At 75.7% G+C, this 23,449-nt stretch carries 24 protein-coding genes; 4 read left to right on the top strand and 20 right to left on the bottom strand.

Features of this window, described 5'->3' with window-relative positions; genetic code table 11:
• Positions 1-13: 13 nt before the first annotated feature.
• The 3 genes from ABD223_RS32640 to ABD223_RS32630 form a co-directional block, all read right to left on the bottom strand.
• Positions 14-922 carry a DUF1996 domain-containing protein gene (locus ABD223_RS32640; protein ID WP_344040547.1) on the bottom strand — a complete coding sequence of 303 codons (909 nt, stop codon included), beginning with the start codon at positions 920-922 and terminating at the stop codon, positions 14-16.
• A 221-nt stretch (positions 923-1,143) separates the two neighbouring features.
• Entirely contained in the window at positions 1,144-1,593 is a 450-nt protein-coding gene (locus ABD223_RS32635) for a hypothetical protein (RefSeq protein ID WP_344040546.1), read from the bottom strand.
• 431 nt (positions 1,594-2,024) lie between these two features.
• Complete coding sequence (locus ABD223_RS32630) at positions 2,025-2,672, bottom strand: TetR/AcrR family transcriptional regulator (RefSeq protein WP_344040545.1); 648 nt, start codon at positions 2,670-2,672, stop codon at positions 2,025-2,027.
• 122 nt (positions 2,673-2,794) lie between these two features.
• On the opposite strand from ABD223_RS32630, the gene ABD223_RS32625 reads away from it, so the two are divergent.
• Positions 2,795-3,784 carry a PHP domain-containing protein gene (locus tag ABD223_RS32625; RefSeq protein WP_344040544.1) on the top strand — a complete coding sequence of 330 codons (990 nt, stop codon included), beginning with the start codon at positions 2,795-2,797 and terminating at the stop codon, positions 3,782-3,784.
• A gap of 52 nt (positions 3,785-3,836) precedes the next feature.
• Here ABD223_RS32625 and ABD223_RS32620 read toward each other — a convergent pair whose 3' ends face one another.
• Entirely contained in the window at positions 3,837-4,841 is a 1,005-nt protein-coding gene (locus ABD223_RS32620; protein ID WP_344040543.1) for a radical SAM protein, read from the bottom strand.
• A 191-nt stretch (positions 4,842-5,032) separates the two neighbouring features.
• Between ABD223_RS32620 and ABD223_RS32615 the strand changes: the two genes are divergently transcribed.
• The 3 genes from ABD223_RS32615 (at position 5,033) to ABD223_RS32605 (ending at position 7,075) form a co-directional block, all read left to right on the top strand.
• On the top strand, positions 5,033-5,674 hold the full coding sequence (locus tag ABD223_RS32615; protein ID WP_344040542.1) for a sensor histidine kinase: 642 nt from the start codon (positions 5,033-5,035) through the stop codon (positions 5,672-5,674).
• 3 nt (positions 5,675-5,677) lie between these two features.
• Complete coding sequence (locus ABD223_RS32610) at positions 5,678-6,352, top strand: response regulator (RefSeq protein WP_344040540.1); 675 nt, start codon at positions 5,678-5,680, stop codon at positions 6,350-6,352.
• Between the two features lie 99 nt (positions 6,353-6,451).
• Complete coding sequence (locus ABD223_RS32605; RefSeq protein ID WP_344040539.1) at positions 6,452-7,075, top strand: helix-turn-helix transcriptional regulator; 624 nt, start codon at positions 6,452-6,454, stop codon at positions 7,073-7,075.
• 41 nt (positions 7,076-7,116) lie between these two features.
• On the opposite strand, the gene ABD223_RS32600 is transcribed toward ABD223_RS32605, so the two are convergent.
• The 16 genes from ABD223_RS32600 to ABD223_RS32525 all read right to left on the bottom strand — a co-directional run bounded on the left by ABD223_RS32600 (position 7,117) and on the right by ABD223_RS32525 (position 23,435).
• Entirely contained in the window at positions 7,117-8,427 is a 1,311-nt protein-coding gene (locus ABD223_RS32600) for a COG1470 family protein (protein WP_344040538.1), read from the bottom strand.
• A gap of 94 nt (positions 8,428-8,521) precedes the next feature.
• Complete coding sequence (locus ABD223_RS32595; RefSeq protein ID WP_344040536.1) at positions 8,522-11,698, bottom strand: hypothetical protein; 3,177 nt, start codon at positions 11,696-11,698, stop codon at positions 8,522-8,524.
• Positions 11,699-11,701: 3 nt separating this feature from the next.
• Entirely contained in the window at positions 11,702-12,850 is a 1,149-nt protein-coding gene (locus tag ABD223_RS32590; RefSeq protein WP_344040535.1) for an NADase-type glycan-binding domain-containing protein, read from the bottom strand.
• Entirely contained in the window at positions 12,847-13,359 is a 513-nt protein-coding gene (locus ABD223_RS32585; protein ID WP_344040534.1) for a phage tail protein, read from the bottom strand. Before ABD223_RS32585 ends, ABD223_RS32590 begins: the two co-directional genes overlap by 4 nt.
• Positions 13,356-15,314, bottom strand: coding sequence for a putative baseplate assembly protein (locus ABD223_RS32580; RefSeq protein WP_344040533.1), 1,959 nt, complete (start codon positions 15,312-15,314; stop codon positions 13,356-13,358). Before ABD223_RS32580 ends, ABD223_RS32585 begins: the two co-directional genes overlap by 4 nt.
• Positions 15,311-15,721, bottom strand: a complete 411-nt coding sequence (locus ABD223_RS32575; RefSeq protein WP_344040532.1) for a GPW/gp25 family protein — start codon at positions 15,719-15,721, stop codon at positions 15,311-15,313. The genes ABD223_RS32580 and ABD223_RS32575 overlap by 4 nt, the downstream gene beginning before the upstream one ends.
• 1 nt (position 15,722) lies before the next feature.
• Entirely contained in the window at positions 15,723-16,004 is a 282-nt protein-coding gene (locus ABD223_RS32570; protein WP_344040531.1) for a PAAR domain-containing protein, read from the bottom strand.
• A gap of 14 nt (positions 16,005-16,018) precedes the next feature.
• Positions 16,019-17,833: a VgrG-related protein gene (locus ABD223_RS32565; protein ID WP_344040530.1), complete on the bottom strand. Its 1,815-nt coding sequence runs from the start codon at positions 17,831-17,833 to the stop codon at positions 16,019-16,021.
• Positions 17,823-18,596: a CIS tube protein gene (locus ABD223_RS32560; protein ID WP_344040529.1), complete on the bottom strand. Its 774-nt coding sequence runs from the start codon at positions 18,594-18,596 to the stop codon at positions 17,823-17,825. The genes ABD223_RS32565 and ABD223_RS32560 overlap by 11 nt, the downstream gene beginning before the upstream one ends.
• A gap of 7 nt (positions 18,597-18,603) precedes the next feature.
• Positions 18,604-19,035, bottom strand: coding sequence for a phage tail protein (locus tag ABD223_RS32555; protein WP_344040527.1), 432 nt, complete (start codon positions 19,033-19,035; stop codon positions 18,604-18,606).
• A gap of 21 nt (positions 19,036-19,056) precedes the next feature.
• The gene (locus ABD223_RS32550) at positions 19,057-19,863 is read right to left on the bottom strand and encodes a hypothetical protein (protein ID WP_344040526.1); all 807 of its coding nucleotides are present in this window, start codon (positions 19,861-19,863) and stop codon (positions 19,057-19,059) included.
• Between the two features lie 6 nt (positions 19,864-19,869).
• Complete coding sequence (locus ABD223_RS32545; RefSeq protein WP_344040525.1) at positions 19,870-20,028, bottom strand: DUF6760 family protein; 159 nt, start codon at positions 20,026-20,028, stop codon at positions 19,870-19,872.
• On the bottom strand, positions 20,025-20,489 hold the full coding sequence (locus ABD223_RS32540) for a hypothetical protein (RefSeq protein WP_344040524.1): 465 nt from the start codon (positions 20,487-20,489) through the stop codon (positions 20,025-20,027). The genes ABD223_RS32545 and ABD223_RS32540 overlap by 4 nt, the downstream gene beginning before the upstream one ends.
• 4 nt (positions 20,490-20,493) lie before the next feature.
• Complete coding sequence (locus tag ABD223_RS32535) at positions 20,494-20,937, bottom strand: phage tail protein (RefSeq protein ID WP_344040523.1); 444 nt, start codon at positions 20,935-20,937, stop codon at positions 20,494-20,496.
• 12 nt (positions 20,938-20,949) lie between these two features.
• Entirely contained in the window at positions 20,950-22,491 is a 1,542-nt protein-coding gene (locus ABD223_RS32530) for a phage tail sheath family protein (protein ID WP_344040522.1), read from the bottom strand.
• 200 nt (positions 22,492-22,691) lie between these two features.
• Positions 22,692-23,435, bottom strand: coding sequence for an eCIS core domain-containing protein (locus tag ABD223_RS32525; protein ID WP_344040521.1), 744 nt, complete (start codon positions 23,433-23,435; stop codon positions 22,692-22,694).
• Positions 23,436-23,449 lie beyond the last annotated feature (14 nt).

The following is a 23,449-nucleotide window of genomic DNA, read 5'->3' as shown; positions in this document are numbered from 1 at the left end:
TCGCCGGGCGGGGTCACGAGCAGGCGCGGCCGGCGTTCAGGCAGGTCACGACCTCGTTCATCAGGGCGTCCGGCATGACGTCGATGAACATGGCGTGGTCGGTGCGCGGGTCGCGGTGCTGCTCGGGGAAGCTGTCGACGGCGAACGGCCGGCCCGGCGGCACGTCGTAGGCGACCCGCAGGCGCAGCCTGGGCACCGGGAAGGTGCCCAGCCGGCAGACCCCGTTCGAGGCGGGGAACTCGACGTGCGCGCGGTGGCTCGGGCTGTCGGTGTTGCGGCCGTCCCAGCAGCTGGGGAAGTCGAAGGTGCGCAGGACCCGGCTGCCCGGGGCGCACTCGGGGTAGCGGTCGGTCCACCGGTCCTCGAACCCGGCGCAGCTCCACCGCGCGCTGCCGCGGCCGGTGGTGACGGCGGCGGGGTCGCCGGTGATCACGCGCAGGAACCGGGGCATCGCGACGACCCGGCTGACCGGGCTGCCGGTGAAGGTGACGGAGACGCTGTCCGGTGGCAGGACCTCGCCGGTGTTGCCGTGCGCCCCGCCGCCCGGCGCGTGCTCGTCGTGGCCCCGGCGGTCGGTCAGGCGCAGGACCGGCCAGTAGTAGGTGGACCGGTCGCCCGCCGCGCAGGTGGTGCCCGCGGCGGCCAGGGACTCGTCGGTGGAGTGGGCGTCGGTGGTGGTGTTGCCGACGTACTCGTGGGTGTGGTGGGCGCCGTAGGACTGGCCCGGGGTGATCACCACGTTGTCGGCGTTGAGGTGGCGCCGCTCGTTGCGGCCGCAGTCGAGGGTGAAGGAGCCGGTGGAGGCGTCCTCGGTGGTGGCGACGTCGTCCACGGCGACGGGCACCTGGTCTATCGCCACCGTGCGGCTCTGCGAGCAGCCTGCCGCCAGCGAGAGGACCAGGAGCGCGGGTAACCACCTCACGCGGAACAGCTTATTCGGCTCGGGGCCGGCGGGGTCGCGGACTTGCCGCCGGCCGGGGTGCGGTGTCGGTCGTCGGCGCGAGGGGTGTCGGCGGTGCGGGGTGCCCGGGTGGAGGGCTCGTGGTGCCCGGGTGGAGGACTCGTGGTGTCCGAGTGGAGGACACGCGATGCCTGAGTGGAGGACACGCGGTGTCCGAGTGGAGGACACGCGGGGGTGCTTGGTCAGGGGGTGGCGGTGATCAGGGTTCGGTCGTCGGTGGTGACGATGCTGACGGTGGACAGGTCGGCGGGGGCGACCACGGCGGCTCCGGCCAGGGTGATGTGGTCGCGGCCCGGCGCCACCCAGCCGCCCGCCACGTGGTGGTGGCCGCCGGTGTCGGTCACCACCAGCCGGCAGCGGTAGCCAGGGGGGATGCCGTCGACCTCCGCGCGCAGGCGGACCCAGCCGCCGGCCGGGGTGACCGTGGTGGTCATGTGGATCCCGTCCGGCGAGGAGGCCACCAGGACCCGCGCGACCGGCGCGTGCTGCCGGCCGAGGTGGACGCCGGCGGCCAGCACCGCGGCGGCGAGGGTCGTGCCCACCGCCGCGACGACGCCGCCGCGACGCCGGCGGTCCCTGGTCCGCTCGGTCCGGACCAGGCCCAGCGTGCGTTCGAGGATCGGATCGCGCATCTCTTCTCGTTCAGCTCTTCTCGTTCAGCCGGGGCCCGGGGCCTGCGCTCCGAGCGGTGACGGGTTGCGGCGAGCGGACGGCATCGGCGGGACCTCCCTCGACGGTGGACGCCACCTACACGGGGCCGCCGGCCGTTCGGTTCACCGGGCGCACGTGTCGCCCTGCCGCGACCGGACCCGGGAGGGGCTCGCGGTCACGCCGAGGTCGACCTGGAGCCGGGCGGGGTCCACGCCGGGGGCCGCCGGCCCAGCGGGTGTCGGGGTCGCCGTCCACGGCGAGCGGCGGCTCCGGGTCCGGACCGGCGGTCGTCGACGCGACGACCGGTTCGCCCTGGGACGAGAGGGCGGGCGCGGGGCGCGGGGCTCGGGGCTGGGCAAGGCGCGCGGCGCGGGACGCGGCGCAGGCGGCGCGGCACCCGCCACCCCTCTGTCTACTGTGGACCCTTGTCGCCCGGCAGCCCGTACACCGAGCGCAGCCACACGCAGGTCAGCGTGTCGACCAGCTCGCGGTCCCGGGCGGTGGAGCGGCGGGAGCGCGAGCGGTTGAGGAAGGTCTGCTCGTTCATCGACACCAGCACCGCCGCCAGGGACCGGGCGTCCGGTCCCCCCGGCGCCACGCCCGCCGCCCGTTCCAGCTCGATCCGGGACGCCGTCGCCTCGACGAAGCGGCGCGCCACGCCCGACCAGAACTCGCGCATCATCGGGTCCGTGTCACGCGCCCGGGCGGCGGCCCGCAGGACCGCGCCGTGCTTGCGCCACACCGCGAGGCCGGCGCCCAGCGCCCGCCGGACGGCGACCTCCGGCGGCTCGTCGCCCCGGCGCAGCCAGGCCGACGCCGACTCGTACAGGGCGTCGACGACCGCGCCGGACAGGGCGTGCAGCACGGCTTCCCTGGACGCGAAGTGGAAGTAGAACGTCGACCGCGAGATGCCCGCGCCCGCGGCCAGCTCGTCGACCGCGACGTCGTCCAGGGCACGGGTCCGCAACAACCGCGCGGCGGTGTCCAGGATCGCCTGGGAGGTGACGTCGCCCTTGCTGGGCCTGCGCCGCGACCCGACCGTGCCGGCACGTGGGGACATGGCGGACATCCTGGGTTCACCGGCACCGCAGCCGCAAGCTCTTCCGGTACTCCGCAACCAAGTCGAGCAGATCGGGCACGGGTCGGCGCGCGTCCGGCCGCCGGCCGGGGTACACAGGACCGGTGGACCCACTCTCGGCACTGCGGCAGGTCGCGCTCAGGCTGGAGCGCGCGGGCGAACCCGCGTACCGGGTGCGGGCGTTCCGGCGGGCCGCCGACGTGGTGGGCGCGCTGGCCGCCGGCGAGCTGGAGCGCCGCGTCGAGGAGGGCACGCTGACCGACCTGCACGGCATCGGCGAGTCCACCGCGGGCGTGGTGGTCGACGCGCCGGCCGGGCGGGAGCCCTCCTACCTGAGCCGGTTCCGCGAGGCGGTCCCGGTCGGCGGGCGGGAGCTGCGGGCGGCGTTGAAGGGCGACTGCCACGCGCACTCGGACTGGTCCGACGGCGGCAGCCCGATCCGCGAGATGGCCGAGGCCGCCCGCGACCTCGGCCACTCGTGGATGGCGCTGACCGACCACTCCCCCCGGCTGACCGTGGCCAACGGCCTGTCCGCCGACCGGTTGCGCAGGCAGCTGGAGGTGGTGGCCGAGCTGAACGCCGAACTGGCGCCGTTCCTGGTGCTGACCGGGATCGAGGTGGACGTCCTCGACGACGGGGCGCTCGACCAGCGGGAGGACCTGTTGGCGCAGCTGGACGTCGTGGTGGCGAGCGTGCACTCGAAGCTGCGGATGCCCGCGCCGGAGATGACCGCCCGCGTGGTGGCCGCGGTGTCCAACCCGCACGTGGACGTCCTGGGCCACTGCACGGGGCGGCTGGTCACCGGCAAGGGTCGGCCGGAGTCGGAGTTCGACGCCGTGGAGGTGTTCGCGGCGTGCGTCGGGAACGGCACCGCGGTGGAGGTCAACTCGCGGCCGGAGCGCCGGGACCCGCCGGGGCGGCTGCTGCGGCTGGCCGTCGACATGGGGTGCGACTTCGCCATCGACAGCGACGCCCACGCGCCCGGTCAGCTGGACTGGGTCGACTACGGGTGCGAGCGGGCCGAGGAGTGCGGTGTCACGCCGGACCGCGTGATCAACACCCTGGGCGCGGCCGAGCTGCTGTCCCGCCGCTGAGCAGCCGGGCCGCTGAGCAGCCGGGTTGCCGGGCCACTCGCGCCGCCGGGTTTCAGCGGCCCGCGGTCGCCGGCCGCTGGGTGCGGGACGCGCGGACCAGGTGGCCGTACCAGGTGACCAGCGGGCCCGTCCGCCCGTCCAGCAGGCGCTGCCAGGTGGCCCGGCACAGCGCCAGGAACGGGGCCGGGTCCCACGACCGCGCCAGGTCCGCCAGGGGCCGGTCCTGGACGTTGCCCAGGCCGTAGCGGCGGTCGAAGCCGTAGGACACCGGCACGGCCGCGCCGTTCGCCTCGACGACCAGCGGGGTGAGCCAGTGGCCCAGCGGGCTGCCGTCGTCGACGGGCGCGGCCATGAACGCCCGCGGGCTGCGGGCCAGCACGGTCCTGGGCACGGCGTCCAGCTGCACGGCCAGGCCGTGCTCCTCGGCGATCCGGCCCAGCTCCACCGCGGCGTAGGCCAGCTCCACCGCGTCCGGCCGCTCGCCCGACATGAGGCGGTTGGCCGCGCCCTCGGGTTCGAGCGGGTGGACCTGGAGCAGCAGGGCGCCGGAGCCGGCGGCGGCCACGGCGACCTCGCCGAGCTGGGTGGCGTTGCCCTGCGTGAGGGTGGTGACGACGCCGACCGGGATGCCCGCCTCGGTCAGCCGCCGGATGCCGGCCAGCGCCTTGTCGAAGCAGCCCTCCTGGTCCCGGATGCGGTCGTGGGTCGGCCGGTCGCCGTCCAGGGACACGGCCACCAGGTCGACCAGCCCGCGCACGACGCCGATCCGGCGCTGGCTCAGCGCGACGCCGTTCGTCGTGACGGTCGTCCGCATCCCCGCTTCCCGCGCCGACCGCAGCAGCGCGGGGAGTTCCGGGTACAGGAACGGTTCGCCGCCCGACACGTTCAGCACGTCGTAGCCGAGCTCGGCGGCGTCCCGCACCACCCCGGAGAGCACCGTGATCGGCACCGACTCCGCCACGTCGGGGCCCGAGCTGGAGTAGCAGTGCCGACAGCGCAGGTTGCACAGCCTCGTCGGGTGCACCTGGAGCACCGCCCGACCCCCCGTCCGCCCCATGCCACCCTCCTGAGGGTTCGACTATCCATATGGAGCACGCTGGTTGGGCCGTGATACGTCGTTGCGTCACGACACTTCGGCTCAGTTCGCTCGATAGTGGGAACCTCCCTCGGCGTTGAAACGGCCCGTGAGACGGTGACGACTTCTTCAACAGGCGAAGCAGCCGAGCGCTCACCCAGTGGGGAGGGGACATGCGCCGCGAGTTCACGGTTCCCACCGACGCTGCCGACGCCGCTCGGCGCAGGCTGCTGCGCGACCTGCACGACGGGTTGGGCCCCTCACTGGCGGCCGTCGCGCTGGGCCTGCGGGCCGCCAGGCTCCTGGCGCAGCGGGACCCGGCGTCCGCCGGTCGGCTGCTGGCCCGGTTGGAGGACGAGGTGCACGCCGCGGTGGGCGAGGTGCGGCGGCTGGCCGGCGGCGCGTGCCCGGCGGTGCTGGCGCGGCTGGGCCTCGTCGGCGCGGTGCGGGACCACGTGGCGTCGCTGACCGGCAGGCACCCGGTGCGGGTGGACGTGGAGTGCGCCGGCCTGCCGGAGCTGCCGGTGGCGGTGCAGGTGGCGGCGTACCGGATCGTGTGCGAGGCGCTGACCAACGTGGTGCGGCACGCGGGCGCGCGGCACTGCGCGGTGCGGCTGGTGTTCGACGACCGGTTGCGGGTGGAGGTGGTGGACGACGGCGTCGCGCCGTGGCCGGCGGGGGACGGCGGGAGCGGCGCGGGGCTAGCCTCGATGCGCGAGCGGGCCCGCGAGGCGGGCGGCACGTGGCAGGTGGAGCGCGCCGACGCGGGCGGCACGCGGGTCGCCGCCGACCTGCCCGTGCCCGGAGGGGTGTGACCGGTGCCTGCGCTGCGGGCCCTCGTGGTGGACGACCACCCGCTGTTCCGCTACGGGCTGTCGGCGGCGCTGGCCGACGCGCCGGACCTGGAGGTGGTCGGCGAGGCGCCCGGCGGGGTGGCGGCGGTGTCGATGGCCGCCGCGCTGAGCCCGGACGTGGTGGTGATGGACCTGAACATGCCCGACCTGGGCGGGGTCGAGGCGACGCGGCGGATCGTGGCGCACGCGCCCGGCGTGCGGGTGCTGGTGCTGACCATGTTCGACGACGACGAGTCGGTGTTCGCCGCGATGCGCGCGGGCGCGCTGGGCTACCTGCTCAAGGCGGCCCGGCCGCAGCAGATCGTGCGGGCGGTGCGGGCCGTCGGCGAGGGCGAGGCGATCTTCGGCCCGGCCATCGCCGCGCGGCTGCCGGCCTACTTCGCCGGCGCGCCGCCCGAGCCGGTGGAGGCGTTCCCGGAGCTGACCGCGCGGGAGCGGGAGGTGCTGCGGCTGATGGCCGACTGCCGGGGCAACGCCGCGATCGCCCGGCAGCTGGTGCTCAGCCCCAAGACCGTGCGCAACCACGTGTCGCACATCCTGCGCAAGCTCCACGTCGCCGACCGCGCCCAGGCGGTGTCCCGGGCCAAGCGGGCCGGGCTGGGCGACGGGCCGGGACACATCGGGACGCCTGGCCCGTAGTGCCCGTGCGCGCCGTGCGGTGACGATGGCGGTGGGCACTTCGGGCGGCACCTCGGGGCGCGGATCGCGGCCCGTCCGGGCGGATGGCGGGAGCACGGCATGAACGGTGAGCAGATCGCGGTCGTCCTGCACGCGACGGACTCGATCACCAGGGCGGGCGTCACCGCGGCCCTGCGGTCGCGGTCGGAGATCAGGCTGGTGGAGCCGCACGAACCCGCGCCGGTGGCGCTGGTGGTGCTGGAGCGGTGGGACGCCGAGGCCCAGCAGCTGCTGCGCCGGCTCCAGGCGCCGGGCGGCGCGGGCATCGTGCTGGTGGCGGGCGACATCGCGGACCCGGAGCTGCTGAACGTGGTCAGCAGCGGCGTGTCCGCGGTGATCCGCCGGTCCGAGGCGACGCCGGACACGCTGGCGCGGCTGGTGAGGGCCACCGCGGCGGGCCAGGGCGCGCTGCCGCCGGACCTGCTGGGCAGGCTGCTGGACCGGGTGTCGCGGTTGCAGCGCGACGTGCTCAACCCCAACGGGTGGACGATGGCGGGCATGTCCGACCGGGAGACCGAGGTGCTGAAGCTGATCGCGGACGGCTTCGAGACCCGCGAGATCGCCGAGAAGCTGTGCTACTCGCAGCGCACGGTCAAGAGCATCCTGCACGACGTCACCAACCGCTTCCAGCTGCGCAACCGGGCGCACGCGGTGGCCTTCGCGCTGCGCGAGGGGCTGATCTAGGCGCCCGGGCCCCGGTCGCGGCCGGGGCCCGGGTGGGGCGTTCAGGGCACGTCCACGGCGCGGCCCGAGAAGGAGACCGACGGCGTGCAGTCGCCCTTCTCCGCCGCGTTCTGGCAGCTGACCTGGACCACGACCTTCTCGCCCTCGCGGAACTGGATCGGCTCGACGTAGTGGCGGTCGAGGTCGCGGAAGTTGGCCAGGCCCACCTCCAGCAGCACGCCGCGGGTCCCGTCGGCCGCCTCGCGCAGCACCCGGATCGTGCCGGTGTCGCCGCGCGGGTTCTGGAGCACGACGTCGGAGATCAGCAGCGCCCCGTCCGCCGGCGGCGCGGACGTGAAGTCGGTGAACTGGTCGGTGTCGGCGGTGACGCGCGCGTCGGTGGCGACCCGGAAGTCGACCGGCCGGCCCTCGGCGGCCGCCGCGCCGGGTCGCGCGGTGGGCGGCGAGCCGGGCGGCGCGCTCGGGTCGAGGCCGACCTCGCGCATCGCGGCCTCCGAGTTCGTCCTGGCCCGCGCGGCCTCGTCCCGGGCCTGCTCCGCGCCCGCCTGCGCCTGCTCCGCGACGGCCCGGACCTCGTCGGCGTGCTCGACCGCGGCGTCGCGGGCCGCCGACTTCACCGCGGGCCGCAGCACGGTGAACCACAGGGCGACCAGCGCGACCGCCAGCGCCAGCAGCGCGGCCAGGGCGGGCAGCAGCCACCGGGGCAGCAGCTGCCGCTGCACCAGGGTGCCCGCCGCGGTCAGCCGCGGCCCGGAGCTGGGCACCACCTCCACCCGGAACGGCCGCGGCTGCGACGGCCCGCGCAGGAACGTGTTCCGCGGCTTGGCGACCAGCCGCACGAACGCCGCCGTGCCGGGCGGGAGGACGAGGTCGTGGCGGTCGAGCCGGAACTCCAGCTCGCCGTCCGGGTCGGCGGGGTGCAGGCGCACCGCGACCGGCGAGTTGCCGACGTTGTCGATCGCCAGCTCGAACCTGCCCCGGACGCCCGCCTCGACCTTGGCGGGCACCAGCTCGGCGGACAGGTCGGTGAACTCGCCGACCTCGATCGAGCCCTCCTCGACCACCGAGCCGTAGGGGTCCTCGCGCGAGGTGACGCGGATGCCGAACGGCACCGCGCCCACCGCCCCGGCGGTGCGCGCCGGCGCGAACCGCACCACGACCGAGGCGGTCGCCCGGGGCACCAGGTTCACCGACCCCGGCTCGACGGCGGCCCAGTCGGCGGCGTCGCCGACGACGTCCACGGTGAACTCGTCGACCAGGTCACCGGTGTTGCGCACGACGACCGTGCACGTGACCTCTTCGCCCGGCACCACGGCCAGGCCGGTTGCGGACAGCGTCGCGGTTGCGCCCATGGCGGGAATCCTCCGGTGGTCGGCCGGGTCCGGGTACCGGCGCGGGGGTGGGGAGCGGTGCGCCCACCGCTGCCCCGTCGGGCAGCCGGCCGGGTCACTCCCGGCTCGCGAAGTCGGGCGGTTGCAGGGTTCGGGGCACGACCAGGAACTCGTCGGACCGCACCGGGCCGAACCCCGGGCCGAGCACCGCCGCGCCCGCCAGCCGCCGCGGCCCGACGACGTCGTTGTGGAACACCAGGACCTGGGTCTCGAAGGTGCCGTCCGGGCCCACGGCGACCTCGTCGGGCACGGGCGGGATGCCGACCGACCAGGCCAACCGGACGGTCGCGCCGGGCGGGAACCCGCGGCCGGTGGCGAGCGGCACGGACCCGGTGGGCCCGACGCCGGGTTCGACGGCGAGCACCGGCTGCCGCACCAGCACGCGGGCCGCCGCGGTGTTGTCGGCCGGGTCGCTGTCCGGTCCGGCGCCGAGCACCGAGCCGCCCGCGGTGGTGTCGACGGCGGCGCGGGCGGGCAGGGCGACGCGCACCTCGGCCTCCTGGCCGGGCGCGAGGACGCCCAGCTCGCACGTGGTGCAGCCGCCGGCGGGCAGCAGCTGCGGCGGCAGCGACGTGACCACGCGGACGTCGGTCATCGGCTGCGGCGCGCCGTTGCGGACCCGGTAGGACAGCACCAGGTCGTCGCCGCCGACGAAGGCCTCCGCCGGCAGCACCGCCAGGGCCAGCGACAGCGAGCCCGGGTGGTCCGGCGGCCTGATCTCCTCGGCGACCTCCACCGCCGCCTCGGCGGTGTCGTCGCCGGGGTTGACGTCACCGGGCAGGACCGCCCGGACGACGTGCCGGCCGGCGGCGACGCCGGTGAGGGCGAGGGTGACCTCGGCGGTCGCGCCGGGTGCGAGGCGGCCCAGCGCGCAGCCGGTCGGCGCGCACGTGCCCGCGGTGGTGGTGACCGAGTCCACGCGCAGCCCGTCGGGCGCGGTCAGCGCCAGGTCCGCCGCGCGCGGCGGCGCCAGGCCGCGGTTGACCACGGTGAACCGCGCGGTGGCCGTGCCGCCGAACGGGACCGCGCCGGGCGCGACCACGCCGGTCACCCGCAGGTCCGGCAGGGGCTGGAACGCGGGCCGCGCCACGTCGTCCGCGCCGAAGTCGACGACGGGCGCGGGTTCGCCGCCCGCCGGTGGGACCGCCCACAGGCGGCTGGGCCGGTCGCCGTCGTGGCGGGTGAACGCGATGACCGCGCCGTCCGGCGACCACGCGGGGTCGTCCGGGTGGCCGTCGGCGACGGGGCGGGCGACCCGGGGGCCCAGCTCCAGCACGCACAGCGCGTCACCGGAGGCGTAGGCGAGGCCCTCGCCGTCCGGCGACCAGGCGGGCGCGTCGTCGTCGCGCCCGCAGCCCTCGGTGAACCCCTCCGTCACGTCGACCTGGCGGCGGACCGCCGCGCCCGACAGCTCGGCCAGCCAGATCGTCCGCAGGTCGCCCTCGCCCGGCCGGTGGACGGTGACGACCGCGCTCGCGGTAGCGGTGCGGCCGTCGTCGGTGGCCGTGCACGTCACCGTGGTCAGGCCGACCGGGAACAGCGCGCCGGGCGTGGCGTCGCAGGTCGGCGTGAGCGGTTCGCCGTCGCCGCCGGTCGCGGTGGCGGTGAAGTCCGCCGGCACGGGCTCCCCGTCCGGGCTGGCGACCGCGTCCGCCGCCACGACGACCGAGGGGCCGGTGGCGCGGGTGAGGTCGATGTGCTGCTCGTGCGGTCGCTCGGGGTCCTTGCCGTCGAACCGGAACCTCACCCGGCAGCCCAGGTCGCCCGGCGCCGGCGCGGCCGGGTCCACCCGCACGGTCCCGGTGAACCGCACCTCGGTGTCGCCGGGCGCGGTCACCTCCTCCGGCTGGAAGGTGATCGAGACGTTCGGCGGGCACTCGGCGACCGGCCGCACGGTCACCGGGATCCGGGTGATGCCCCGCTCGACCGCGGCGGCGACCTGGTCGGGCGTCGCGCCCTCGGCGACCAGGGCCCCGCCGGTGGCGGCGGTGATCGCGGTGGCCTGGCCCCGGCTGTCCAGGCCCTCGGGTGGCGTGGTGGCGACGGGCACGGCCACCACGCGGATGGCGCGGGACCCGGTCTCGCCCTCGTGGGCGGTGAGGTCCTTGACGACGGTGTCGCGCCGCCAGTACGGGAAGCACGCGGGCGGCTCGCCCGGCGGTGCGGGCGCCGGGCTCGCCCCCGGGCTCGGCGGGCGGGACGGCGTGGGGTCGGTCAGCCGGCACTCCTTGCTGCTCGCGTCGCCGATCAGCACGACGATCCGGTTCGTGCCGGGCCGGTCGAACAACTGGTAGGAGCCGTCGGGGTTCGTCCGGCGCGCCACCTCGTGCAGGGCGTTGAACCAGTCCTCCGGCAGGTCGGGCGCCCCGTGCCCGGGGTTGATCTCGACGCCGTCGAGCGCGGCCCGCACCTCCGACGCCGCGCCGAGGCCGCGCAGCAGCCGGTAGCGGCGCTCGTCGTCCTGGTAGTCCTGGTAGGTGGCCAGGCCGAACGCGGCGCCCGGCGCGCCCGTCCCGATGCGCGCCATGACCTCGCCCAGGTGCGCGCGCAGGCCCTGGACCGCGGCGCCCATGGAACCGGTGGTGTCGAGCAGGAACACGATCTCCGGCCGGGTCGGCGCGGTCGGCGTCCGCACCGCCGCGGTGGTGGTGAACCCGCGCTCGGCGGACGCGCCGACGACGAACGGCGAGACGCGGGGCTCGGTGGCGTCGGAGGTCTCGCGGGCGAAGGCGATGGCGTCACCGTCCGGCGACCACGCCGGCCCGCTGTCGCGGGCGCGGGCGTGCCGGGGAGCCGGGACGCGGCCGAGGACCGCGCCGTCGGACGCCCGCACCACCGCGATGCCGCGGTCGTCGGTGACCGCGAGCGCGGCGCCGTCCGGCGACCACGCCGGGTCCCGCTCACCCCGCCGGTCGCTCAGGTAGCGGGGGTTCGCGCCGTCCGCGTCCGCGATGACGACCCGGCCGGGCGCTCCCGGGCCCGCGTGCTCGGTGCGGGCGAGCAGCGCGCCGTCCGGCGAGTAGGCCGGGTCGGTGTCGTGCCGCAGGTCCGCGCCCGCGGCCCGGCGCGGGCCGCCGCCCGCGGCGTCGGTGCTCCAGATGTCGGCGGGGTGGCCCCGGGCCACCCCGATCCGGTAGGGCGTGGTGGGGTCCACCTGCGCGCGGACGAGGTGCGGCCGCTCGGCCGGCAGCAGCCCGCCGAGCAGGAGCACGACCAGTGCCAGCTGCTTCACGACTCACCTCACCGCGAAGAACTCGACCTCGGCGAGCGCCACGTGGTCGCCCCGCAGCGACCGGTGCAGCTCGACCACGTGCACCTCGACCTTCGCCGCGCCCGCGCTGTTCCCGATCCGCACCAGCTGCTCGTCCGGCGTGTCGGCCAGCTCGACGTCGAACGACCCGCCGGTCGGGTAGACCAGGTGCAGCTTCTTCGGGCGGTGGGCGGCCTGGAAGTCGTCCGGGTCCCCGATCCTCACGATCGCCTCCCTCAGGTCGACCTCGCGGCCGAAGTCCAGCACCAGGGCCGGTGGCCGCGGCACGACCGGCGCGAGCCAGAACGTGTTCTTCGCGTTGTCGGCCGCGAGCAGCGCCGGGTGGTCGGCGGCCTCGGCGGTGGCGGTGATCGCGGTCGGGCGGACCGGCGTCAGCTCGGTGCCGAAGGCGTTCTCGACGTCCCGGGCGCGGTCGAGCGCCCAGGTGTTGACCGCGCCCCGGACGGCGGGCGCGAGCCCGTAGAGGCCGAGCGCGCCGAGCAGGGCGACCAGGAACGACCAGCGGAGCACCCGGACGACGGCGCGGCCGACGTCGGCCCGGCGGCGGCGGGCGCCCGCCTTGGCCGGCGCGCGCTCGGGCAGCAGGCGGCGCCACCACTCCCGCGCCACCACCTCGGCCTCGATGAGCGAGGAGCCGCAGTGGGAGCAGAACCTGCGGGTCGGCGGGTCGGCCTCGCCGCACTGGCCGCAGATCAGGTCGCCGGGCCGGGGTTGGCGGCGCTCGGTCAGGCGGGGCGTCGGCGCGGTCGGGGCCTTCCGGTCGGCCGGTTGCATGGCGGCGGGTTGCCGGGCGGCGGGTTGCGGAACAGGTTGCTGGGCAGGTTGCGGGGCGACCGGCTGCGGAGCGGGTTGTGCCACCGCCGCTTGTCCGACGGCGGGTTGCGGGTCAGCCGGTTGCGCGACGGCGGGTTGCGCGACGGCGGGTTGCGCGACGGCGGGTTGCGCGACGGCGGGTTGCGCGGTCTCGGGCTGCCGGGGCGAGGGGCGCCGCGCCTCCGGTCGGCCGTCCGCCGGTCGCCGCTCCCGGGGCTCCCACTCCAGGTACGTCCCGCACGCGCCGCAGAACTCCGCGCCCGCCGCGTTCCGCTCGCCGCACTGCGCGCACACGATCACGGCCCCACCACCTCCAGGTCCACCTCGACGTGCGCGGGCACCGCCGAGGCGATGGCCGCGCCGAGCCGGGTCCGGTCCACCTCGTCCGGGCGCGCCACGCGCACCCGCACGCCCACCCGCGGCGGGTCCTCCACCACCGGCAGGCCCGGCCGGTCGGTCGAGGTGACGCCGCCGCTGTCGCTGACCTCCACGTGCCCGCCGGTCAGCAGGGCCACGTGCTCGGCGAGGCCGCGGCGCGTGCCGCGCCACCGGTGCAGCTCCACCGCCCGCGCCACGAGCAGCCTCCGGTGCGGCGCCGACCAGCCCTCGCCGACGTCGAGCGCCACCCAGTGCGCCAGCCAGTCGAGGAAGTCCTCGGGCGAGAGCCCCGGGTCCAGGTACGCGGCGAACCCGTCCAGCACCGTGAACACCGGCTCCAGCACCTCGTCCAGCGCCGCCAGGAACCGCTGCGTGAACAGGTCCTCCAGGTACACGGCGGGCAGCCGGTCGGCCAGCGGGTGCGGTGTCATCGCGCCACCCGCACCTGGTGCCCGTAGGAGAACGCCAGCCCGTTGGGCGGCAGGTCGAGCCGCGCCGCGGCGGCGCCGCGCTCGCCCGTCACCGGGTTCGCGCCGAACAGCTTGATCTCCTCGACCAGCTCCACCCCGGGCAGCCGCTGGAGCACCGCGAACACCTCGCCCGACTGCACCGGCCGCCCGAACGGCCACCCGGTGCCGGCCGGGCCGCCGCTGACCGGGTTGAAGTAGTCGTACAGGGCCTGCACGGCCCGCGTCCTCAGCACGTCCTCCGGCGTGCCCGCGGCGGCCTTGAGCTGCGCCACCACCGTGACGCCCTGGTAGAACGGCGGCTCGACGGACACCCGCGCGCCGACGCACCGGCGTTCCTCCAGGAACCGCTCGATCCGCTCGCGCACGTCCGCGCCGGGCTGGAGCGCGCCGAAGTCCGAGCCCTCGTCCGCCGCGACCGAGGGCACCACCAGCACCCGCACCGCGGCCGACCCCGGTCCGGCGGGCACGCACCGCACGCGGCCGATCTCCGGCGCGGCCTCGCGGGTCAGCAGCTCGTAGTCCTCGGCGGTCACCGCCCGGTCGCGGGTGCGCAGCAGCAGCGGCCCGCGCAGCGCCGCGTCCCGCACCGACTCGCCCGCCACCCCGCCGGACGCGGGCCGCCGGTTGGTCACCGAGCTGACGAACGGCACCGGGTCCCGCTGCACCCGCAGCAGCCCGCGCGCCACGTTGCCGCGCGGCCCGCCGCCCGTCCGGTACTCGGGCACCCGGATGGCGGCCGACTTCGCGGGCACCGCGCCGTAGTGGCGCAGCCCGCCGCCGGGCTGCCGCACGGCCGGGCCGAACAGCACCACGCCGCCGACCCGGTCGAGCACCACGTGCCGGTCACCCGGGCCGGAGTCGGCGAACGACCGCACCTCCTGCCACCGCTCCCAACCGCCCGGCGCGGCGACCTCGACGACCAGCGCGCCGTCGTCCACCACGACCGGGGTCCGGGCGAGCGGGAACCGCTGGCCGGGCACGCCCTCGGACACGCCGACGGTCTCGCCGCGCACCACGTCGGCGTGCGTGGCGCCGGTGGTGCCGCCGATGGTGGCGGCGGCGACCGCGAGCAGCTTCGGCGGTCGCTGGTAGAACGGCCGGTCGGGGGCCGGTTCGACGGCGCGGCAGCGCAGCCAGCCCGCGCGCCGCCTGGCGATGACCGACACGGCGTGCGTGGGCGGCACGTGCAGCACCACGTCACCGGGCTGGTTGAAGCCGCCGGTGGTGTCGCGGTCCACCTCGCACGGGCTCCACCCGGCGCCGTTCCACGCCTCCCAGGCCCACGGCGGGTCGCGCGGGTCGACGCCGCGGCCCTCGGCGCGCGCCTCGACGCGCAGCAGCACCGCGCACCCCGGCACGGCGCCCGACAGGCCGAACAGCACCGCGTCGCCCGCGGCGGGCGGGTCGGCGAACACCTCGGGGCACTTGCCGTCGCGCAGCTCGCCGGTGCGGTCGGCGGGCGGCACGTCCACGTCCTCGACCGCGGTGACCAGGTGCGCCAGCGAGCACGGCACGACGGTCAGCTCCCGGTCCACGGTGAACACCACCGGTTCCTCGACGTCGCCGCGCTCGGTGGCCACCTGCGCGCCGGCGGGCACCACCACGGGCACGTCGCGCGGCGCGGACAGCCAGAACGTCACGTCGCCGCACGCCGCGGTCGGCGGGAACAGCGTCACCCCGATCAGGTCCAGGAACCGCAGGTAGTGCAGGTCCGGCACGCGGTTGAGCCGGTACAGCAGCTCGTCGACCATGTGCGCGAACGCCTCGATCAGCGTCACGCCCGGGTCGGAGACGTTGTGGTCGGTCCACTCGGGGCAGTGCTGCTGGACGCGGCGCTTGGCCTCGTCGACCAGGTCCTGGAAGCGGCGGTCGTCCAGGTTCGGCGCGGGCAGGTTCGGCGCGGGCAGGGGCGTCACGCGTCCTCCTCGTCGGCCTCGTGCGGCGGGATGACGTAGAAGGGGAACACCAGGTTGCGGACGTCGTTCGTGCCGCGCAGCGCGTACCTGATGTCGATGAGCAGGGCGCCCGGGTCGACCTCGTCGAAGCCGACCGAGACGTCGTCGAGGGTGATGCGCGGCTCCCAGCGCTCCAGCGACAGCCGCACCTCGTAGGCGATGCGGCCGGCGGTGGCGGCGTCGGCGGGCGCGAACACCAGGTCGTGGATGGCGCAGCCGAACTCGGGGCGCATGGGGCGCTCGCCGGGCGCGGTGGCCAGGATCAGCCGGATGCTCTCCACGACCTCCCGCGCGCCGCCGACCAGCGCCAGGGAGCCGGTCGCGTCGGTGCGCACGGGGAAGGACAGGCCGCGGCCGATGAAGTCCACGTCACCCTCCGATCAGGACGGTCGGGCAGCCGGCGACGACCGGCGCGCCGCAGCCCGCCAGGTCGCCGACCCGGGCCGCGGGGCGGCCGCCGATCAGCACCGAGGGGCAGCCGGGCGGCAGCACGGGCGTCGGCGGGTGCGGTGGCAGGCCGGGGAACGAGCACGTGTGCGCGCCGCCGACGGTCGCGGCGGGCAGGCCGCCGATCAGCACGGTCGGCACGCCCGGCGGCGCCAGCGCGCCGGGGTGGCCGGTCGGGTCGCCGACCCTCGCCGCTGGTGGCATCCGCACCGCACCCCCTAGTTGATCCGGACCAGCGCGCCGCGCACCGTGACCGGTCCGCTCGCGGTCAGCTCGGCCTGGCCCTGGCCGGCGACGGACACCGTCGCGCCCTCGACCCTCACCCCGGCCTGGCCGGCGGCCGTGAGCCGCGTGCCCGCCTCGATGGCCACGTCCGCCCGCGCCGTGGCGCTGATCCGCTGTCCCCTCAGCTCCAGGGGACCCGCGCCGGAGTCGATGGTCACGCCGTTCGCGGCCTTGACCGTCACGGCGCCGCCGCTGACCACCTCGACGACCTGGTCGCGCTGGTGGAGCCGGACCACGAACCTCCCGTCGCCACTGGCGATGACGATGCCCTCGTCCTCGACGAACTCGACCTTGTGGCGCCGGCGGGAGACGAACGCGCGCGTGGCGATCTCGCCGGAGTTGGCGTCCACCGGCTCCTTGACGAGCTTCGGCGGCGCGTCCTTGCCGTTGTAGAGGCCGCCGAGCACGTAAGGCGCGTCGAAGTCGCCGTGCTCGAAGCCGACCAGCACCTCGTCGCCGACCTCGGGCAGCGCGAGCGCACCGTAGCCGTTGCCCGCGCTCGCGTGCACGGTCCGCGCCCAGCCGCTGGTGAAGTCCGCGGCCAGCCACGGGAAGGTGAGCTTCACCCGGCCGGTCCCGGTCGGGTCGCGCACGTCGCTGACCACGGCGGGCACCAGGCCGCGGCCCGCCGCGCCGCGCGGGCCGCCGTTGGCCAGCCCGTACAGGGAGCGCTCCTGGCGGCCGGACACGGTGAACTCGGTGGTGTAGCCGACGTCGGCGGAGAACAGGTGCCGGGTGCCGGTGAGGGTGTACTTGCCGGAGAACGGCTCGCCGATGTTGGTCAGCGCCACCGCGGCGCCCGCGCGCAGCTCGGGGTTGCCGCGCGCGACGCCGGCCAGCTCCGCGCACGCCCCGCCGAGCTGGGCGGCCAGCGCGGTGGCGGCGGCGGTGGCCGCGGCCTGGGTGCGGTGCGCGCCGGCGGCCAGGAACGGCGGTGCGGCGAACTTCCCGGCCAGCGCCACCGGGTCGACGCCGGGCAGCTCCACGCCCACCGCGTCGGCCGGTTTCGCGGCCAGGACGTGCTGCTTGTTCTCCACGTCCCAGCCCCGCACCCGCACCTCCGGCACCTGCTCGGCGGCGGTGACCGCGGCGCGCAGGGACAGCAGGGTGCGGTGCATCTCCAGCACCAGCGGGTTGGACCGGGCCTTGGCGCCCGGGGCCGGCGCGGACGTCGGCTCCTCGGGCAGGCGGAACTCCAGCTCGCCCCGCACCACCGCGATCTGCGCGCCGACCAGCGCGGCGAGGCGGGCCAGGAACTCCCAGTCGCTCGTGCCGTCCTGGCTGAGCTGGGTGTCCGGCCGGCCGAAGCCGCGCACGTCGTCGACGCGCCCCACCGGGATCCGCGCCCGCCGGGCGACCTTGCGGACCACGTCGGCGACGGTCATGTTCGGGTAGGACGCGACCCGGTGGCCCCGGAACAGGCGGTGCGCCAGGTCGTAGCCGCGGACCTCGGTGAAGGTGCCGCCCGCGTCGAACTCGACGCCGACGGCCGTGACCTCGCCGCTCATCAGCGGCCGCGGGCCGCCCGGGTCGGAGGTCTGCGCCTTCAGCACGACCCGCGCGCCGACCTTGAAGCCCGCCTTGTCGAGCACCACGTGCCCGGGGTCGCGGAAGCGCAGCACGAACAGGTCGGGCAGGTTCCGGCTGTCGTCCACGTACGCGTAGGTGAGCAGGCCCTTGACGTCCGCGGGCAGCGGGCCGCCGCCCACCTCGACCACCAGGGAGTGGGTGAAGGTCTCATTGACCACGGCGAACCCCCTGGCCGCGCGCCTCGTCCAGGGCGGGCACCAGCAGCCGCGCGCCGGGCCGCAGCCGCATCGGGTCGTCGATCTCGTTGGCCTCGGCGATCCCGCGCCACAACCCGGGGTCGCCGTAGGCGCGGTGGGCCAGCGACTGGAGCGTGTCGCCCGCGACCAGGACGTGCGAGTCGCGGGCCGCGAGGGCCCCCGAGGTCGGGTTCTGCCCGCCCACCTCGCCGGCGATCTCCTCCAGGTCGACGGCGCACGTGGCCCGCACCGGCACGCCGGCGGGCGTGAACAGGGTGTACTTGGCGCTGACGCTCGCCACGAACGCCGGGAACCCCGTCATCCCGCCCCACTTGAAGACCACCCACGGCGGCGAGCCCTGGGCCCGCTGCCTGCTCTCGGCGGTGGGGGCGCAGCAGGTGAACAGCTGCTCGACCTTCTTCACCACGCCGTCGTCCATGCGCTCGGTCGCGTCGAGGAAGACCTCCAGGCTCAACCTGCACGGCTCGGAGCCCTTGAACTCCGGGGTGCCGCTCTTGGGCACGTTCGGCTGGGGCGTGCGCTCCCACCTGGCGTTCTTCGTCAGGGACAGCTCTTTGGGGTTGAACTGGAAGGTGATGTCGTGCATGTGGGCGCCGGGCTTGGCCGCGCCGCCCGCCCTGGGCGGTTGGTGGACGCTCAGCACGGCTTTCTGGAGGTTGGTCGGGGCGGCGCGGCCGGCGGCGCCGGAGGAGCCGGCGGAGGTGAAGGTGATCGGGGAGGCCACGGCCGGGTCACCTCGCCGTGCCGAGGAAGCCGTGGTGGGCCAGCTCCAGGGTCTCGGTGGCGACCTTCGGCGAGTCGGCGGACAGCTGCGGTCCGCTCCACCGCACCGGGACCACGCCGGACAGGGCCCAACCGGCGATCACCGCGCCCTCCAGGGTGCGGGCCTCGATGATCGCGGTCTTGCGCTCGACGCCGGCGGCCATGCCCGCGATCCAGGCGATGACCTTGGCGCTGTCCCTGGTCACCGGGCGGGACAGCTTCACGGTGGAGTACCGGATGCGGGTGGGCAGCTGCCACACCATGCCGTTGTTGCCGCCCTCCTCGCGCTGTTCGAGGGTGAACTCGACCCCGAGGCCGTCGCAGCTGTTGAACGAGCCGAGGCTCTGGTCGTCGATGCGGACCGCGAAGCACACCGCGACCGCTTCCTCCACCTGGGTCACTTCCCTCACCACCGTCCTGGTTCAGCGCCATCGGTCGGTCAGCGACCCGCGTCGCTCGCGGTCCAGCCACAGCTCGGCCTTGAGGCGGCGGACGAGCGGGTCGTAGAGCTTGTCGAGCAGTTCTTCCGGGCTCGGCGCCGGTGGTCCCGTCCGCCGGGAAGGGGTTGCACCGGGTTCCACCGGGTTCGCCGCGCCGATCGGGTCCGGCGGGCCGGTGTCGCGCCGCGCCACCCGGGGCGGTCCGACCTCGGGCGGGGGCGGGCCGGACGCGCGGGGCGGCGGGCCGAACTCGATCCGCTGCACCGGCGGGGGGTCGGTTCCGCCGGTGTCGCCCCGGGCGGTGATCGGGAGGCCCAGGCCCCGGCGCGGGGTGCTCGGCGCGGTGGGGGCGGGGGCGGGGATCGGGGAGAGGGGTTCGGCGAGGGGTTCGGCGGGGTGCGCGCCGTCGACCGGGGTGGGCTGCGGGAGGGGGCGCGGAGCAGGGTGCGGGACGGGATGCGGGACGGGGTGCGTTCGAGCACCCACCAGCGGCGCACCGCTCTCCGCCGCCCTCGCCCTCCCCTCCCCCGTCGGCGGCTCGACGACGCGCTGCACCACGCCCTCGACCACACCGGACGGCTCGTCGACGTCCACCCGGTGCCCCAGCGGGGCCAGGTGGGCGGGCGACCGCCACGACGTCAGCGATCCCGAGAACCGCTCCACCGGGTTCACCAGCGGGTGGTCCGGCACCACCCGCCGGATCGGCGGCGCCGACCGCCAGTCGCCCCGGCGCACCGGCAGCGCCGCGGGGGTCCCGGGAACCTCTTCCCGTCGCCGGAACGGCCACATCGCCCCTCACCTCCCCTGGCTGATCCGCGTGTTGATGCGGGCGATCTCGGCCACGTACCGCAGCCGGTCCGCGTGCTCCAGGTCGAGGATCGAGTCCCACGACCAGTGGAAGTGGTAAGCCACGTACGCGACCTCCTCGTGCAGCCGGTCGGCCGCGCACGTCACGATTCCCCCGGGCGACCACCCGCGACGTCCACGCCGAACCCGTGCCCGCACTCGGGACAGGCCACCGCCGCGCGCGTGTGCCCCTCGCTGTTGATCCGCCGGTACACGTCCTGGAGGAACGCCAGGTCGGCCGCGAACAGGTTCTCCACCACGCCGGCGTGCACGTCGGTCACCGCGCCGAGGCGCACGACCACCCGCGCCAGCAGCACCACGGTCAGGTAAGCCGGGTTCTCGCGCACCCGGTCGTCGCGCAGCGGCACCAGCTCGTCCCGCGCGGTGGCCAGGCGCATCACGCCGGACCGGTGCACCACGCCGCTGTCGTCGACGTACCCGCGCGGCAGCTCGAAGGCGAACTCCGTGCGCATCGGCTCGGGCGGGGCGACCGGGGCCGCCGGGGCCGGAGCGGCCGGAGCGGCCTGGACCGGGGCGGCGGCGGGGATCGCCGACATCATCCTGCGCATCGCGTCACTCGACTTCCATCGTCTCGTAGGTGACGACGAGCTTCTCGGTGAGCACGCTGGTGTCCCCGGCCTTGAGCGACCCGATCTCCAGCGACTTCGGCCACGCGTTGGTCAGCTTGTACCGCTTGATCGGCTGGCCCTCGTAGTCGTAGACGATGACCGCGCCGCCCTTGCGCGCGTTGCCCATCTTCCCGAACTGCGCGTCCTTCACCCACTTCTCGAAGCTGTTGTCGGCGGTCAGGCCCCTGGTGAGGGTCACCTCGCCCGCCTTGGGCCTGCCGGGCAGCTTCTTGATGACGTACTTGCCGTCCGAGGTGTTCTGCTTCAGCTCGATGACGTCCTGCTCCATCTTGAGGCCGGACACCTCGTTGATCTGCTTGATGACGACGCCGTCCATCTCCAGGCCGAACGAGTGGCCGACGGACGTGTCGAGTTCGGGGAGTGCCATCGCGTACCGCCTCTACTCGTTGACCAGACTGGTGCCGCCGGAGACCTGCGCCAGGCGGAAGACGACGAACTCCGCCGGCTTCACCGGCGCGATGCCCACCTCGCAGACGACCTGGCCGAGGTCGATGCTCTCGGCGGGGTTGGTCTCGCGGTCGCACTTGACGTAGAACGCCTCGTCGGGGGTGATCCCGAACAGCGAGCCCTTGCGCCACTCGGTGACCAGGAACGCGCTGATGGTGCGCCGGATCCGGGCCCACAGCGCGTCGTCGTTCGGCTCGAACACGACCCACTGGGTGCCGTTGAGGATGGACTCCTCCAGGTAGTTGAACAGCCGCCGCACGTTGAGGTAGCGCCACGCCGGGTCGGAGGACAGGGTGCGCGCGCCCCACACCCGGATGCCCCGGCCGGGGAACGACCGCACGCAGTTCACGCCGATCGGGTTCAGCAGCTCCTGCTCGGCCTTGGTCAGCTGGGTCTCCAGCGCCACCGCGCCGCGCACGACCTCGTTGGCGGGCGCCTTGTGCACGCCGCGCGTGCCGTCGGTGCGCGCCCACACGCCCGCCACGTGCCCGCTGGGCGGGATGTGCACGTGCTCGTCGCTGGCCGGGTCGAAGACCTTGACCCACGGGTAGTACAGGGCGGCGTACTTCGAGTCGTAGCCCGCGCCGTTGAGCCGCCAGTCCTTGACCTGCTGCGGGTTCAGGTCGGGCGGCGGGTCGAGCACGGCGACCCGGTTGCCCATCAGCTCGCAGTGGGCGATCATCGCCAGCTGCACGGCCTTCACCGACTCCAGCGTGATCTCGCCGCGCCGGTAGCTCGACATCAGGTCGGGCACCGACACGATGGTGATCTCCTCGACCGCCTCCAGGCCGCCGAAGCCGGTGCGGTCGGCGACGTCGCCGACGTAGTCGTCGGCGGCCGCCTTGCGCGGCGCGGGGGTCGGGGCGGGCGCGTCCACCAGCGTGACGCTGCCCCGGTCGGGCTTGGCGAGGCCGGCGGGCGCGGTCTCCTCGATCGTGATCAGCTCGGACTTCTCCCGCACGACGGTGACCACGTTGTCCTTGGTGCGCCTCGTGGTCACGTGGTGGGTCTCGACGACCTTGCCGTCCTGCTTGACCAGCAGGACGAACCGGTCCTCGGGCGGGTTGTCGCCGTGCGCGTCGGCCAGCTCGACGGTGATCTCCCCCGCGCCGAGCCGCTTGGCGGCGACGCGGTAGCCGCCGAGCTCGGCGGGCGGGTTCGCGGCGGCCCGGCCGTCGCCGGCGGCCGGGCCGCCGTTGCCGCCGGACCGCTCGCCGCCGATGCGGACCACGTAGCAGTTGGTGCCGCCGTTGAGGAAGTACCCGTACACCGACTGGGCCAGGTAGCAGTCCCGGACGTAGTCGCCGAACGCCTGCGTGTACTGGGCCCAGTTGGTCACCAGCGTCGGTGTGTTGAACGGGCCCTTGGCCGCGAAGCCGACGAAGGCGGCGACGGCGGTGCCCACGCCCTCGATGGGCCGCGCGCCGGCCTCGACCTCCTCGACGTACACACCCGGCGAGAGATAGGTGGGCATCCGTTGCCTCCCAAGTGGTCGTGCGTGCTCCGGGACGGCTCGCGCCGTGCCAGCGATGCTGCTCGGGGTCCGGCGTGGTGCGGAACGTTCGCCCGGCTGTGCCGGGGTGTGCCGATCGCTGCCCAAAGGTGCAGCCGCCCGTTCGGGCGACCGGGGACGAGCACGACCGGGAGCGCGCCCGCCCCGGCGGGGAGGTCCCGCTACCCGGTCTCCTCGCCCTCTTCCCGCTCGCCCCCTTCCCGCTCGCCCCCTTCCCGCTGCACGGTCGCGGCAGGCGGCTCGACGCAGGTCTGGGCCACCTCCTCCGCGGGCAGGGCCTCCTCGCGCTGCGCGACCGGTTCCGCGACGCGCTGCACCGCCGACGCGGGCGTCGGGGCCGGCCCCGGCATGAGGCGGTCGGCGTTGGCGCTCGCCTCGCGCTCGAAGCGGTCGGAGGGGTCGCTGACCCTGACGCCGCCGCCGGCGTCCGTGCCGTCGACCGGGCCGCTGCGCTGCTGCACCACGTGGGTCAGCTCGTGCGCGATCATGTGCTGCCCCGACTCGGAGGACGGGTCGTACTCGTCGCGCTGGAACACGATGTCGGAGCCGACCGTGTAGGCCTGCGCGTGGACCGACTTCGCGGACTCGTGCGCGGCCCCGTCGGTGTGCACGCGGACGTCGCCGAAGTCCTGGCCGAAGCGGGCTTCCATGTCCTCGCGCACGCCCGCGTCGAGCGGGCTGCCCGGCGAGCCGACCACGTCGTGCACCGACGACTCGTCGACCAGGGCGCCGGCGCCCGCGTTGCCGACGGCGCGCTGGAGGCCCAGCAGCCCCGCCTGGCCGAGGACGTCCGGCCGGCCGGCGGCCGCGGCGCGGCCCAGCAGGTCGTGGTCCTCGCGCTCGACGTGGTCGCCCTTCGGCCGGAACGCGCCGTCACCGGAAAGCTCGTGCTCGTGCCCGCGCATGTCGCCCCCTCACC

The organism is Saccharothrix xinjiangensis (genome assembly GCF_039527585.1).
Classification (GTDB): domain Bacteria; phylum Actinomycetota; class Actinomycetes; order Mycobacteriales; family Pseudonocardiaceae; genus Actinosynnema; species Actinosynnema xinjiangensis.
This window is presented reverse-complemented; position numbering and strand designations above follow the sequence as displayed.

Bases quoted from the DNA above. Each gene is read 5' to 3' on its own strand.
- ABD223_RS32635 (WP_344040546.1), bottom strand. From the start codon at position 1,593: ATGCGCGATCCGATCCTCGAACGCACGCTGGGCCTGGTCCGGACCGAG.
- ABD223_RS32630 (WP_344040545.1), bottom strand. From the start codon at position 2,672: ATGTCCCCACGTGCCGGCACGGTCGGGTCGCGGCGCAGGCCCAGCAAG.
- ABD223_RS32620 (WP_344040543.1), bottom strand. From the start codon at position 4,841: ATGGGGCGGACGGGGGGTCGGGCGGTGCTCCAGGTGCACCCGACGAGG.
- ABD223_RS32615 (WP_344040542.1), top strand. From the start codon at position 5,033: ATGCGCCGCGAGTTCACGGTTCCCACCGACGCTGCCGACGCCGCTCGG.
- ABD223_RS32605 (WP_344040539.1), top strand. From the start codon at position 6,452: ATGAACGGTGAGCAGATCGCGGTCGTCCTGCACGCGACGGACTCGATC.
- ABD223_RS32600 (WP_344040538.1), bottom strand. From the start codon at position 8,427: ATGGGCGCAACCGCGACGCTGTCCGCAACCGGCCTGGCCGTGGTGCCG.
- ABD223_RS32585 (WP_344040534.1), bottom strand. From the start codon at position 13,359: ATGACACCGCACCCGCTGGCCGACCGGCTGCCCGCCGTGTACCTGGAG.
- ABD223_RS32570 (WP_344040531.1), bottom strand. From the start codon at position 16,004: ATGCCACCAGCGGCGAGGGTCGGCGACCCGACCGGCCACCCCGGCGCG.
- ABD223_RS32550 (WP_344040526.1), bottom strand. From the start codon at position 19,863: ATGTGGCCGTTCCGGCGACGGGAAGAGGTTCCCGGGACCCCCGCGGCG.
- ABD223_RS32540 (WP_344040524.1), bottom strand. From the start codon at position 20,489: ATGCGCAGGATGATGTCGGCGATCCCCGCCGCCGCCCCGGTCCAGGCC.
- ABD223_RS32535 (WP_344040523.1), bottom strand. From the start codon at position 20,937: ATGGCACTCCCCGAACTCGACACGTCCGTCGGCCACTCGTTCGGCCTG.
- ABD223_RS32530 (WP_344040522.1), bottom strand. From the start codon at position 22,491: ATGCCCACCTATCTCTCGCCGGGTGTGTACGTCGAGGAGGTCGAGGCC.
- ABD223_RS32525 (WP_344040521.1), bottom strand. From the start codon at position 23,435: ATGCGCGGGCACGAGCACGAGCTTTCCGGTGACGGCGCGTTCCGGCCG.